Here is a 14,222-nt window from a genome sequence, read left to right as displayed (position 1 = left end):
AACTTCGTAGTCGGACTCCGCGAAAGGAGGCACGACTCAGCGGCGCCGGCGGACGATCAGAAGTCCGCCGAAAGCGAGCAGCACCAGCGCGCTAGGCTCGGGCACGGCGTTCGAAGAGAAGAGCGAGGAGACCTGTGTGGAGGTCAGGGCCTCGTCGAAGATGTAGAGTTCGTCGATCTGGCCGTCGAAGATCTGGTTGGTCCCGGTGTAGCCGCTGCCGACCGCCTTGATGTCGAAGTCGGTGCCTCCGCTCGGCGTGCTGGGTCCGAGGTCAACGCCGTCGCGGTAGACCCGCAACTCACCGCTACCATTCGCAACCACGGCCCAGTGGTGGAAAGCGGTATCATGCCCGGTCGCGTAGTCGTTGTTGTCGCTGGTACCGACGCCTGCGGGACGGAACCTCAACCCCTGGACCACGTTACTGTTGTCGGGAAGCCAGATGAAGCTATCAGTCGTGGTGTTGTCTCCAACCACCATCCCGGTCGGGGCTCCCGCCCCCGGGCGACGTCGCGCCCAGAAACTCACCGACCATTCATCGGTGGTCGAAAAACCGAAATCCACCGTCGGTTCGAGAAACTCGTTGCTCGCCTTGTCGAGGTTCAGCGCGCCGCCCCCGAAGACATGTTCGCCGGAGGTTGTGGTGATGTTCGGCGTTCCCCCGCCTGTCGTCAGGTCGTTGGAATTGCCCGAGTCGTCCGTGAAATTGCTGTCGAACGAGTAGTGGGCAAGCAGTGCGGCGGAAGCCGGAGCCGCGAGAAGTGCGAGAGCCGATCCGACGAGAGCGGCGAAGGCGGAGGGTTTTTGAATCTGGCGCATGAATCGAAGAGGTCACGGAGCGGACCACCTATCGGTGGAACCTGAACTCCGCAATACCACCCGGCGCTCTCCGAAAACGTTAACAGGCTTTCTCGAAGGTTTTTTCTCCTCCGAAATCCGATCAGCGGCCTTCCGCCGAAGTCACGGTCAGGCGGACCCGGTCGAACCACGCCATGCGTCTGCCGCTCGTAAGCTCGATCCGCAGCGGCAGACCTTCGCCCTGCGGGTCATCACCGGTCAAGAAAGTCGCGCTCCAGCGGACCCAGCGGCCGTCGATCTGCGGCGGAAAGTCGGTCGTTTCGGGATTCAGCAACGCCTCTCCCGGCTTCTCGCCCACGCCCAACCCGAACCCCGGGTTGCCGGGTTCTCCGGCGTAGCCTGCCGCGGCCCGCCAGTCCCCGATGTCGACCGAAAGCACATACGTGCTGTTCGCCTTCAACGGCTCCCCGAGCACCTGGTAGATGTCGCGCTCCGCCGAATAGAAAGTCTGGTCGTTGGCATCGCTGTCCGGAGTCGGAGCGAGGACCTGGCTGAAGAAACTGTCGGGGGCCAACGAGATGATCCCGCCGGCGAGGTCGGGATTCCCCTCCCCATCGCTGAACCGGCGCCAACCCGACGGAACCATGTCTTTGTCGTAGTCGTCCTTGGTGTGGTCCTTCGTCGCCACACTTCCATCGCGGGCAATCACGTCGTCCTCGAAACTGGCATTCGCGATCAGAACCTCCCGGGTGCGGGCCAGTTCCTTCGGGAAAGCCCCCGCCTTCAGGTCCACCGGTTCGAGTACTCCGCCGGCACCGAGACGGAACGCCTCGCCGGCAATCATGACCACGCCGGCCGCACCTTCGGTGAGCGGTGTCGCGCGCACCGACCCCTTGAGCACGTGGACCTCGTCGTCCTTACCGCCACCCGTGACCACCCCGAACTCGGTGCCGAGATCGACGATTTCAAGCCCGGCAGCCTCCACCGTGAATCCGACTGACGAAGGCGGCACATGGAACCACGCCTTGCCCTCGCGGAGCTCGACCTTGTCGGCGGCGGCAACATAGAGATCACACGGCGCCTCGGCGACGAAGTGGACGCCGCCGTCGAACACGCCTTCGATCATTCCGTCGGAAACCCGGACCCGGGAGCCCTCGACGAAACGCCTCCCCTCAGGTGCCTCACCCTTCCCCTCGTAAGTGAGCGAAAACACCGCATCCGACGAGGTCTCGATGGAGCCCAGCTCGACCGGCTTGCGCGGAGCGAGGACCATCCACATCGCGACCCCCGCCAGCACCACGACCGCCGCCGCGGCGATCAACGAACCACGAATCACCCGGCGTTGCTGCGCCGCCATCAAGCGCTTCATCGGGACGATCGAAGCCTTTTGCGAAGCCGTGGCCGCGAAGCGCGATTCGAGCGCGTTGTGAAGCGCCACCATCTCCAAGTAGATCTCCATCGCCGACTCGTCCGCCAGCAGGCGCTCCTCCAGCGCGGCCGTCTCGTCCGGCGACAATCCGCCATCGAGCAGCGCAAGGATCTGGGGTTCGAGCTCCGGCGGGTTCATGCGGCTCCTCCGGCAAGGGTTTCCTTCACGCAGCGGCGCAGCGCCTGGCGGACGCGGTGCAGCGTGACCCGCAGGCTGCCCGCCGTGGTGCCAAGCGTCTGGGCATGAGCCTCAAGCGACTTGCCGGGCGTGTAGCGGTGCTCGATCAGCGCCCTCTGCTTGTCGCCGAGCTTGGCCAAGCACCCCTCCAGGGCCGTCAGCAGCCTCTCGTGCGACGCATCGATCCCCTTCGGCGCGGCGAGGACGTTGATCATCTCGTCCGAAAACGGCAGCTTGGCGTGCTTTCTTACCCGGTCCCGGTGATGCATCACCTCATAGCGCGCGATCCGGCAGGCCCAGGCGAGGAAATTGGTGCCGAGTTTGAACTGCTTCCGCTTCTGCCAAAGCACCAGATTGGTCTCCTGCAAAACGTCCCCGACATCCGGGCTGCCGGGCATCAGTGACAGGATGAACCCGCGCAAGGGCCACTGATGATCGGTCATCAGCTTCACATATTCCTGCAGGAATCCCGCATCTTCATCTCCTCCCGGGCGGCGCATGGATACACCAATCACCCGCGAATCGCGGAAACGTTACAGTTTTTTCATCCCTAGGATCGACATGGGAGCTGCGACACGGGGCATCGCGGAACCCAACGGGGCATTCCGAAGAAAGCCGGTCCGGCCGGGACCCGTTCTCTTCGGAAGCCCGAATGCCCCAGTCTCTTCCACGCCTTTGCCTCGCTCTTCTTGCCATCACGCTTCCGGCGCGGGCCGACGGCGAATCGCTCTACACTCAGACCATCCGCCCGCTCTTCGCGCAGAAGTGCCTGTCCTGTCACGGCGACAAGCCGGAGAAGATCAAGGGCGACTTCGACATGCGAACCCGGGACGGCGTGCTCGCGGGCGGCGAATCAGGGGATCCGGCGGTCGTGCCCGGTCACCCCGAGCGAAGCACGCTGTTGCGGGCGATCACCTGGACGGATCCCGACCTCGAGATGCCGCCCAAGGAGAACGACCGGCTCACCGCGGCAGAGGTCGACGCGGTAAAGAAGTGGATCGAGGCAGGCGCGCCGATGCCGGAGCCCCGGGCCGATCAAGCGGAACTGGCCGCCGGAGAGTGGACGTCGGCCGATGCCTCCGGGCGCGTCCGCATCGGGACCCGTGAGGCCGAAACCGGCGACTGGAGCCGGCGCGGCTATGAATCGGCGTCCGTTTGGGCGTTCCGAACTCCGGAAAGGCAGGAACCGCCCGCTTCCGGACACCCGATCGATGCCTTTCTCAATGCCGCGCTCAAGACCGCTGGCCTGGAGCCGGCCCCGAAAGCGGACGACGCGGTGCTGCGCCGCCGGATCGCCTATGATCTGACCGGATTGCCACCGGCGCCCGAAGACCAGGCACTCTCACCCGACGAGCTGGTCGGGAAGCTGCTGGCCAGTCCCCACTACGGCGAGCGCATGGCCCAGCACTGGCTCGACGTCACGCGTTATGCCGACAGCAACGGCTTCTCGAAAGACGAAATCCGGCACGACGCCCATCTCTACCGCAGCTACGTCATCCGTAGTTTCAACGAGGACAAACCCTACGACCGCTTCGTTCGCGAGCAGATCGCGGGCGACGAACTCGGTCTCGCCGGACAGGAGGCGCTGGCCTTCCTGTGGATGGGCCCGTGGGAAATGACCAACATGACCTCCGACGCCGTGGCGCGGCAGAACTGGCTCGACGACGCGGTCAACACCGTGGGCGTCACCTTCCTCGGCCAGGAACTCCGCTGCGCCAAATGCCACGATCACAAGTTCGACCCGATTCCGATCCGCGACTACTACTCGATGCAGGCGGTATTCGCCTCGACCCTCCACCACCGCAAGGCGGGCAGTTTCGAGATCCGGTCGGCCAAGCCAGATCCGATCCGCATCCTGAAGGGCGGCGCGCTGGAGTCACCGGGCGACGAAGTGCGGCCGGGCGTTCTGAGCGCCTTCGCGATGTCGTCGGAGCATCCCGTTCCGGACGCGGCGAAGGGACGCCGTGCCGCGCTGGCGAACTGGATCGCCGACCCCGCCCACCCGCTCACCGCCCGCGTGATGGCCAACCGCATCTGGCAGTGGCACTTCGGCCGCGGCCTCGTCGACTCCCCGAATGTCTTCGGCGTCGCCGGTTCGCGGCCGAGCCATCCGGAATTGCTCGACTGGCTCGCCGTCCGCTTCATCGAGGACGGATGGTCGGTCAAGAAGATGCAACGGCTCATCCTCTCGAGCGACGCCTACCGCCGCGCCGCCACCCACCCGGACCCCGGGCGACTCGCGAGCGAAGACCCCGACGGCAAGTGGCTTGCCACCTTCCGTCCCCGCCGCCTTGGCGCGGAGGAGATCCGCGACTCGATGCTGGTCGTTTCCGGTGAACTCAACCGCAAGGTCGGAGGCCCCGGCTTCAAGGCGGAGATCAACTGGGAGGTCGCGTTCCAGCCGCGGCTCGCGATGGGAAAACTTACCCCGCCGTGGGAGCCGGAACCGAAGCGCGCCGACCGCCACCGGCGCTCGCTCTACGCGATGAGGATCCGCAATCTCGGGCACCCGCTGATGGAGGTCTTCAACCGGCCGAACACCGAGATGTCCTGCGGGCGACGCGACGACACCACGGTCGTGACCCAGGCCTTCACGCTCTTCCACAGCGATTTCAGCCGCGCCCGGGCACTGCGGCTTGCCGACCGCATCACGAAATCCACCGAGCCCGCCGACCGGATCACGGTCGCGTTCCGCGAAGTGCTCAGACGTTCCCCCGAGACGTCCGAACTGAAGGCATGCGCGAAGCATCTCAACGAGATGTCCGCCCACCACCGCGCCCATCCCCCGGAACGCGACAAGCTGCCGACCAAGGTCGGCCTGCCCGATGTCGAGGAACGCACCGGTCGCGCCAAGACCACCCATTTCACGCTGAAGGGCATGGCGAAATACGAACGCGACCTCCAGGCGTGGGAGGTCGACGCCGAAACACGCGCCCTCGCCGAACTCTGCCTCGTCCTCTTCAACTCAAGTGAGTTTCTCCATGTCTATTGATTTCCATTCCCGTCGCGAATTCCTCTACGGCCTCGGTGCGACCCTCGGCACGGCCGCCTTCAACGCCATGGCCGAGGAGGAGAGGTCGGGACCGCTGGACCCGAAGAAGGGACATCTGCCCGCTAAGGCGAAGTCGTGCATTCTCCTCTACCTCGAGGGCGGGCCGAGTCACATCGACACCTTTGACCCGAAGCCGGAACTCAGCCGGATCGACGGCAAGGGCTTCAAGAACCAGGACAAGCTGACCTCGGGCATGGCCCGCGGCGACCGGCGCTACGTCGGATCGCCCTTCAAGTTCCGCCAGGTCGGCAAAGGCGGACTGTGGATGTGCGAGCACTTCCGCGAGCTGGCCGGCGTGGCGGACGATCTGTGCATCTACCGGGGATGCCAGGGAGAATCGGTCAATCACCCGACCGCCAACCTCCACATGAACACCGGCAACCGGCTCGGCGGTGATCCCGCCATCGGCTCGTGGGTCGGCTACGGCCTCGGCAGCGAGAACCGCAATCTTCCGGGATTCGTCGTACTGCCCGGCACGTACTACCCGCAGTCCGGAGCGGCGAACTGGACGAACGGCTTTCTTCCCGCCCACTTCCAGGGCACCCCGCTGCGGCCCACCGGCGCTCCGATCCTCGATCTCGAAGCACGCGGAAACATCCCGCGAAGCGTCGGGCGCCGGAACCTCGATCTGCTCGCCGAACTCGAGAAGAGCCACCGCGCCCGCCATCCGGAGCACGACGATCTCGCGGCACGCATGCATTCCTACGAACTGATGTTCCGGATGCAGGCCGAGGTTCCCGGATTGCTCGACCTCACCGGCGAGGACGAGAAGACCCGCTCGATGTACGGCTTGGACCGTAAGGAGACGCAGGAGTTCGGCCGCAGCTGCCTGCTTGCCCGCCGTTTGGTCGAAAAGGGCGTCCGGTTCGTGCAGGCTTACTCGTCGGGGTGGGACTCCCATGACGATCTCAAATCCGCCCACGGCGCGAGGATGGCCGCGGTCGACCGCCCGATCGCCGCGCTGATCCGCGACCTGAAACAGCGCGGGCTCCTCGATGAAACGCTGGTCGTGATCCTCGGCGAGTTCGGCCGCTCTCCCGACAATGCGGTCAGCCGCGGCCGGGTCGGACGCGACCACAACCCGAAAGCGATGTCCGTGGTCTTCGCCGGCGGCGGCGTTCCGGCCGGAACCTACGTCGGCCGGACCGACGAGATCGGCGGCGAAGCCGTCGAGGTCGTCCATCCGATCCGCGACCTCCACGTGACCCTCCTCCACCTGCTCGGGCTCGACGACAACAAACTCACCTACCTCCACGGCGGCCGCTTCAAACAACTCAGCCAGACCGGCGGAAACCTCATCCGCGAATTGGTCGGCTAGACCGTTCTCGTTCCAAGCGGATGAAAAAAGCGGCCTCCCGAAGGAGGCCGCCGAAGTGGAAGGGATACCTTCCGGGATCCGGTCACGGATTCGTCCTGCGAACCGTGACGTCGTCGATGTAGAGCCCGATGTAGTTCGCATCGGAGCCCAAGAAGCGGAACTCGAGATAGACGTCGGTGCCGACCGCCGCCGCCAGGTCGAAGGGACCGTAGCTGGTCCAATCCGCCTCGACGGGAGCCACCAGCGGACTGGCGCCGAAGGGCGTGATGGTCGCCAGCAGATTGTCCGTGCCGACTTCACGCACGAGCACCTCGACCGTGTCGCCACCCGCGGCATCCAGCAGAGCCGCGAACTCAAGCTCGGCCCCGGCCGCCGCTGTCAGGCTGATGTCGGGCGAGCGCAGGATCGAATCCGCTGACGCCGTGATCAGCCCGAGATCGCCCGCGCCATCACCGAGGTTCGTCCCCCAGCAATTCACCGAACCGCCGTTGCCGGTCGTGACGTTGGTCAGGTTGACGCCGTTGTCCGAGTTCGGTGCTCCGTATTCCCAATCGTTAGGCGCACCCACGAGCGTGAAGCCGCCGTCGTCGCTCTCGAAGTTGGCGGAGAACACCGTCCCGTCGTTCTGGTTGATCCGGACGAAGAGCGCCGGCGCCGCGAGCAGGCCGGGACTGACGGTTACCTGAACGAGTTCGACACCGTTCGCGTCGGGCCCGGCCGAGTCGTCGAGCACGGCGGCACCATCGACCGTCCACATCTCGAGATCGAAGGAGGTCTCGATATCGGTGAACAAGCCGGTGAGCGCGTCGTCGCGACGGCTGAAGGTGAAGGTGCCAGCGACCGGATCGAACGGCACCTTGATCGGATCCAGATCCGTCGGATCGGTCGGATCGAGTCCGAACTGCCGTTCGTAGTCGTTGCTCTTCCCGTCACCATCGAAGTCACCGTTCGGATCAGCGAGGTCGGCTCCCGGATAAAGGGCCGCCCACGCATCGTAGTCGCCGGATGCGGCGGCGAGACCCTCGACCGCAAAGCTGTCGAAGCGGGTATCATTGGTCGAGTTCGATTGGACGCTGATGTAGTTCTCATCCGTTCCGCTCCACACCGTGGACCCGGTGTATTGCGACACTCCGTTGAGGAAGACCTCGTAGTTCAGGGTGGCGCCGGCGACGGTGTCTTCGCATGTGAAGGTGGCCGACAGCTCGCCGATGCCGCTCGCGAAGGTGACGACATATCCGAGATCCGAGGCTCCTTCATAGATCCGGATCCCGCGCGTGCTGCCGACGTTGTCGAGGTAGACCTGCACGTCCGCAGGATTGCCACCGGTCGACGCACTCGTCTCGCCGCTGATGTCCGCCAGGGTCTGTCCGACTCGGAACCCGGCATAACGGCCGTTTCCACCGGAGCTCTGGGAGGCAATGTCCAAGGTGACCGTGAACTCGCTGAGGCCCGTAAAGTTCTGCTCGACCCATGCCCATGCACCATCGTTGCCATCGCTGTCATCGGTGTTGATCCGCATCGCGTTGCCGTTGATGTCGATCAGCGTCTGCAGGTTGCCGCTTCCCCAGTTGGCGGCGCCATACACGCCGGACTTGCCTTCGCTCGAAGCATTCAGGTCGGTGCTGTCCGGCCGGTTGAAGGTGTCGGCGAAGAGCACCTCGGCGAAGATGCCGGTGGAGAAGTTCCAACTCACGTCATCGGCGAAACCATCGAATGTATTTCCGCTGATATCGGTGACCGCACCATCATCGATCTGCACGGCGTAGTCGGTGCCGCTTCGGAGCCCTCCGGTCGGACTGACCGCCGCGAGACTGATGGTCAGGACGTTTCCGGAGACCGTCACCTGCGAGCTGTCGGTCACCGCGATGACCGACTCCGTGCTCTCCGTCAGGTTCTTGAGGGTGATGTCGCCGGCACCAGCCACGATCGTTTCATCAAAAGTCACGACGAGTTCGGTCACTGCCCCGAGGTCGATCGAGTCATCCGCAGGAGTGAGTGAGGTCACCGCGGGATCGTCGAGATCCTGTGGATCGGTGGTGAAGGTCCACCGCGTGTCATCCGAAATCCCCACGAACGCATTCGGCGTGGAGGCCAGGTCGACAATCGCGTCGGAGCTGATGAGCACCGCGTAGTGGGCGTCGTAGGCAAGACCCGGCGACGGATCGATGGTCAGTTGGTTCTCGTTCACCGTGACCTGCGGGTCCGGCAGCGAGATCACCGTGTCGGTCATCGTGTCGAGATTCCTCAGCGTGACCGAACCGTTGCCGGTCAGGGCGATGAGCTCGGTGAAGGTCGCCACCAGGTTGTCCTCGAAGAACACACCGGTCGACAGGTTCGCTGGCGAGAGGTTGACGTAGGCGGGCGGGAGCGCGTCGGCTCCGGCGACCGCGTCATAGTTCGCCTCGATCTGCGGCTGGGTGAGGATCTGCTGGTCGTAGACCCGGAACAGCCCGATCTGACCGTCGAAGGACTCGGTTCCGGCGTCGCCTCCTCCGAGGCCGCCGGTGTTGGCTTCGCCGCGTCCGCCCAAGCCAACGCCGTCACCGCCGGACCAGCCGCCGCCATTGGCGGCGGTCGCGCTTCCCACGGATTGTCCGTTGATGAACATTTCGGCGGTGCCGTTGGAGGCGAGACGCGTGAGGACGACCTGGAAGAACTCGTCGGTCGCCGGATCGGGAATGAGATCCGAGGGATCGTTCGCCACATCGTAGAAGATCTGCGCGTCGCTAGCGGTCCCGCCATCCTGACTGGTGTAGATTTCACCCGCAGGGCTCAGGAACAGACCGAAGCCGGAGCCGCCGCCATCTTCCCAGATGATCTGCCCGGCAGTAGTCGTCGGAGCGAGGTTGTCCGGCTTGATCCAGAACTCGAGGGTCGCGTCGTTGCTGTGGAAGCCCACTTGGAAGAAGGACTGGGCTTCCGTGGCCAAGCTGCCGTTCGAACCCAAGATAAGCTTGGCGCCGCCAGCGGTTCCCTCTCCCGAACCCAACTGACCTCCGGGCATATCGTAGGCGCGGGTCATCTGGGTCGCGCTTCCGGTCGAGACGCGGTTCACGCCACCGACGGTATCGAGGTAGAAATTGTATCCGGTTCCCTTGACGTCTTCCCATATGTCGTCGCCGTCCGTGTCGAGCCGCGCGTCGACTTCGAAGTCGGCACCACCCGTAGGTCCGCCACCCGGCGGCAGAAGCAGGACGATCTTGCCGTCGATCTCGAAGGTCGACGTGTCCCAGAGACCATCCGGAAGCGTCAGGCTGCCGGCGGATCCCGAAAGCGTGGTTCCGCCCGAGAGGTCGAACAGCGTGAACGCGTCGCCCGCATCCAGGGTTCCCGTCGCCACCTCGACGACCAGGTCGGCGCCGTTGAGGTCGATAACGGATCCGGCGATGTCCGGCGCGTAGCGGTCGGATGCCAGCGTGTCGGCGTTGATCTCGAAGATGTGCTGGATGTTCGCATATTCCCAGCCGCCGCCGAAGCTGCCGTTGGTGAGATCATTCGAGATCGTGAAACCGGACGGACCGTCGGCCGTGAAGTCGGCATCGATCAGCGCGGAGCTTGCCGCGTCCTCGACGAGCACGGTGCCGATCTCCCAGTTCACTCCGGCCGGATAGGTGTTGGCGTCAAAGCCGCTGCGGAATTCGACCGTGACCGTGTCGCCCGCGTTGAGGGTCCCGAGGTCGGCCACGCTCGTAAGCAAAGCCGGCCATCCGAAGCCGGTGGAAGCACCGTGGAAGACTTCCTCGCCGCCTTCCCAGATGGTGTTGTTGACGGTGCCCGTGTAGCCGTTCTGGGTGAACGACGAAGGGCCGAGATAGGTCGCAGGCGCCCCGTTGACGCTGACGAAGACCGCACCACCGTCGTAGTCAGGCTCGAAGTTGTAGCGGTGGGTAAAGGTCAGCGTGACCGGCCCCGTCGCGGTGACGTTGAGGGTCGGGCTGACGATGCCTGAGAACGCGTCGCCGTTTCCGCCATAGGCCTTCCAGTTCGTGTCGACCTGCGTGATCAGCGAGGCGACCCCGCCACCGGTGGTCAGCACTTCGTCGCCGATCACTCCGTCTCCGGCCACCTCCGTGATTGCAGGCGCAACCGAGAAGGTCGCGGTCGAGAAGACCCACTGCGCGGGTTCCGTTCCGGCAAAGGCGTTCGGAGTGGTCGCGGTGTCTTCGATGGCGCTGCCGTCGATCACCACTTCGTAGTTTGCGATCTCGAGATTCGAGGTCGGATCAATGGTCAGCACCGGACCGGCCACCGAGACTTGCGGGTCGGGGAGCGTGATCACCGTGGTGCCCGAGCCGTCGTCAAGGTCGGTCAGGGTGATGGTGCCTCCGGGAACAAGAGCGATGTCCTTGTTGAATGTGGCGACCAAGTCGGCCGCCGGATCGACGGATGCCTCGTCGCTGGGCGTGAGAGACCCGATCTCGACGTGCAGGGTGTCCGCGTAAAGCGTGGCCACGTCGACACTGCTGAGCGCGTTGTCGTAGATCCGCATGTCATCCGCCAAACCCGAGAGAGCCGCTCCGGCGGAAGCATTGTGAGCGAAGAATCGGGAGGCTCCGTCTCCAAGAGTCGACCACGTGCCTGCCCGGCTGGTTTGAACGCCGGCGGTGACCACATCGACATCGATCGCGACGCCATCAACGTACGTGCTGAACTGGCCGGTGCCTCCATCGAGCACCCAGACGAGGTGGTGCCAATCGCCATCGTTCGCGCCCGTTTCGGCGCTGTTTTTCCAAGCGCCGTCCCAGAAGCCCAGACCGTTCTCGGTGCCTTCACCGCTGTTGGTCGTGTTGGCTTCGACCGAGGCGATGAAACGGTTGGTACCTTGGTCGTAGAAATATCCGCTGCCGGTTCCCCTGAACCAGCCCGCGATGGTGTAGGAGCCGGTGGCCGAACTCAGGGAGTCGATGAGGAGACCGTCCGCGCCACCCGTCGCAAGCACGTCTCCCCGGAGCAGGTCGGTCGTGAAACTGCTGCCGGCACCGATCGTGCCGAAGTTGTCGCCGCCCAGCACCGCCTCGGAGTCGGTGGCGGTCGTGCCGGCGTCTCCGTCGAAGGTGTAGTGGACGATCAGGTCGGCGGATCCCGCGGCCGTGAGCCCGCCCCATACGGCGAGCGCCGCAAGCAGGGATCGGCCGGGAAGCCGTTGATTGGATGAAACGCCCGCGGATCTCTCCCGCAGGCCGGTCAGACGCGCCACTCGTGCGGCGCCGGGTTTGGATTTTTTCATGTTGGTGGTTTTTGGATGCCTTCGAAGCTCCTCCCGACGCCTTCAAACCTCAGTTTTCGACGACAAGAATCGTTTCTCTAGATCAGGGCGAGATTCACGAAATCTCCAAACGGAGATCGACTCCTTTTCTCCTTTGAACCATGGCGGTTTACCGACAGGTTGTGCCGTGCTCCCCTTCCGACCCTCTTCCGTGCCGATCCAGGTCGCGCGTCACCTGCGTCGGGAAATCACGGAGGGCCGGCTCAGCGGATCGATGCCGGGCGTCCACACGCTGGCGGCCGAGCTGGGGGTCCATCGGGCCACCGTTGACGCCGCACTTCGCGCGCTGGAGAAGCAGGGGTTTCTGATTCCACAGGGGGTGGGCCGCCGCCGGCTGATCCGACTTCCGGAAGACTCGAGAGCCAAGATCCGACTGCGGGTGGGAATCATGCTCTACGATCCCCAAGACAAGGATCTGCCCTTCATGATCGACCTCCGGCACCGGCTGCTGGAAGCCGGGCATGCGCCCCATTTCGCCAAGCGGACGCTCAGCGAGCTGAGCTTCGATCCGGAGCGTCTGGCCCCTGTCGTAAAGAAAAGCGAGACCGACGCATGGATCGTTCTGGCAGGATCTCGGGAAGTCCTGTCGTGGTTCGCGGAGCGGACGATCCCCGTGTTCGCCATTTTCGGCGGCATGCTCCGGCTGCCGGTGGCGGGAGGCGGTCCCGCGAAGGCATTGGCCTTTCGCCAGCTCACCCGCCGCCTGCTTGAGTTGGGCCACCAACGCATCGTGCTTCTCTCGGACTCTCCCGCGAGCCATGAGGAGCCGGGACTGCTCGCAGGTGCCATTCTCGATGAACTCGCCAAAGCCGGCATCGCGACCGGGCCTTACAACGTCCCCGGCTGGGATGGCTCACCGGATGGTGTCAGGCAGACTTTGGATCGCCTTTTTGCCGCGACCCCGCCGACGGCCTTGCTGATCGACGGCGTCCTTCCATTCGCGACAGCCCAGCAGCACCTGAGTCGCCACGGAATTCACGCTCCGCAGGACGTCTCGCTCATCTGCGCCGATCCCGATCCGCTTTTCGAGTGGAACCAACCCACGGTCGCCCATGTCGGCTGGGACATCGCACCCCTCATCCGGCGCGCGATCCGCTGGGCCGACAACGTCGCCCAAGGAAAACCCGACAAGCGGAAAATCCTGCCCCAAGCGAAGTTCGTCGACGGCGGCACCGTGGGACCGGCACCGCGGTGATGCCGGACAGGGAGGAATGGACTTTACGCTGCTCCGTTAGAGGGCTCCTGCACCTGAAGTTTCCCGGTCAGTGAGTGCCTTTCGCAGCAAGCGGAGTCACCCGCTAGTCCGCCTCTCCGTCTTGCCCGGCACCGTTCATGCGCTTCTGCATGTCGCGCACGGTCTTCTTGAATTCCTCGGGCAGGTTCGGGTCCTTGAGGATCGCGTCGAGGGCGGCGGCGCCATTGCCGCCATTGCCACCATTCGCATTGCCGTTGACCTCGACGTGGACGTCGACCGGCCCCTGATTTCCGTTCATCCTCGCACGGGCGTCCCTCAACATCTCCGCGGCACCGGGCGGCAGTTGTCGCGCGCCGCCTTGGTCATCCTGCGCCGGGCGGGCTTCGAGCGTCACGTCGGTCGTCTTGCGTTCGCCGCGGCGCAGGTACTCCACGGTCACGGTCTGGCCAGGCTGGTGACGCCGCAACTCGGCGCGCAGATCCTCCGCGTCCGAGAGCCTTGCCCCATCAAGTTCGAGCAGGATGTCGTTAGCGCGGATGTCGCCCTTCTCGGCAGGGCTGTCAGCGGCGACCAGTTCCACCACGACGCCCTCGTCCTCCGCCAATCCGATCTGGTCGCGCAACACGCCGGAAGCCTCGGTGACGCGTACACCCAGGTAAGCAGGCCCGTCTCCGGCGTCCTCGTCCGCCTTGTCACCATCCGGATCACCGCCCTCCCTGCGGGTGGTGACCTTGCCATTGGCGTCGGTGATTTCCGTGATCACCTCCTCGCGACCGTTGCGCTCGATGATGGTCTTCTTAATCGTTTGGTTGCCGTTCGAGGTGACGGTCACCGACTTCTTCACGCTCGTCGACTGATTGCCGGATGCTTCCGCGTTTGCCTCGGCAGTGGCTTCGGCAGTGGCGTTCTCCGCCGCCATGCACGGAATCGCAAACAGCCCGAAAGCGAGGACGCCCAGGATGGAAATCGTGTGTTTCATGATTCTTGTTA

At 64.6% G+C, this 14,222-nt stretch carries 8 protein-coding genes; 3 read left to right on the top strand and 5 right to left on the bottom strand.

All coding sequences use genetic code 11. From position 1 onward, the window contains the following. Positions 1-36: 36 nt before the first annotated feature. The 3 genes from HAHE_RS12850 to HAHE_RS12840 all read right to left on the bottom strand — a co-directional run bounded on the left by HAHE_RS12850 (position 37) and on the right by HAHE_RS12840 (position 2,901). Positions 37-816, bottom strand: a complete 780-nt coding sequence (locus HAHE_RS12850; protein WP_338684991.1) for a LamG-like jellyroll fold domain-containing protein — start codon at positions 814-816, stop codon at positions 37-39. Positions 817-937: 121 nt separating this feature from the next. After that, complete coding sequence (locus HAHE_RS12845) at positions 938-2,362, bottom strand: FecR domain-containing protein (RefSeq protein ID WP_338684990.1); 1,425 nt, start codon at positions 2,360-2,362, stop codon at positions 938-940. Next, entirely contained in the window at positions 2,359-2,901 is a 543-nt protein-coding gene (locus tag HAHE_RS12840) for a sigma-70 family RNA polymerase sigma factor (protein ID WP_338684989.1), read from the bottom strand. Before HAHE_RS12840 ends, HAHE_RS12845 begins: the two co-directional genes overlap by 4 nt. A gap of 152 nt (positions 2,902-3,053) precedes the next feature. Here HAHE_RS12840 and HAHE_RS12835 point away from each other — a divergent pair, with 152 nt between their 5' ends. Next, entirely contained in the window at positions 3,054-5,393 is a 2,340-nt protein-coding gene (locus HAHE_RS12835; protein ID WP_338684988.1) for a PSD1 and planctomycete cytochrome C domain-containing protein, read from the top strand. Continuing rightward, positions 5,383-6,771: a DUF1501 domain-containing protein gene (locus tag HAHE_RS12830; RefSeq protein ID WP_338684987.1), complete on the top strand. Its 1,389-nt coding sequence runs from the start codon at positions 5,383-5,385 to the stop codon at positions 6,769-6,771. Before HAHE_RS12835 ends, HAHE_RS12830 begins: the two co-directional genes overlap by 11 nt. An 82-nt stretch (positions 6,772-6,853) precedes the next feature. Here the strand turns inward: HAHE_RS12830 and HAHE_RS12825 are convergent, their stop codons facing one another. Further along, positions 6,854-11,998, bottom strand: a complete 5,145-nt coding sequence (locus tag HAHE_RS12825) for an Ig-like domain-containing protein (RefSeq protein ID WP_338684986.1) — start codon at positions 11,996-11,998, stop codon at positions 6,854-6,856. A 190-nt stretch (positions 11,999-12,188) separates the two neighbouring features. Here HAHE_RS12825 and HAHE_RS12820 point away from each other — a divergent pair, with 190 nt between their 5' ends. Next, entirely contained in the window at positions 12,189-13,232 is a 1,044-nt protein-coding gene (locus HAHE_RS12820; protein WP_338684985.1) for a substrate-binding domain-containing protein, read from the top strand. A gap of 103 nt (positions 13,233-13,335) precedes the next feature. Here HAHE_RS12820 and HAHE_RS12815 read toward each other — a convergent pair whose 3' ends face one another. Beyond that, entirely contained in the window at positions 13,336-14,211 is an 876-nt protein-coding gene (locus tag HAHE_RS12815) for a PDZ domain-containing protein (protein WP_338684984.1), read from the bottom strand. Positions 14,212-14,222: the final 11 nt, after the last annotated feature.

It is taken from the genome of Haloferula helveola (assembly GCF_037076345.1).
In the GTDB taxonomy this organism is placed as follows: domain Bacteria; phylum Verrucomicrobiota; class Verrucomicrobiia; order Verrucomicrobiales; family Akkermansiaceae; genus Haloferula; species Haloferula helveola.
The sequence above is the reverse complement of the archived record's forward strand: the minus strand, read 5'-3'. Positions and strand labels throughout refer to the sequence as shown.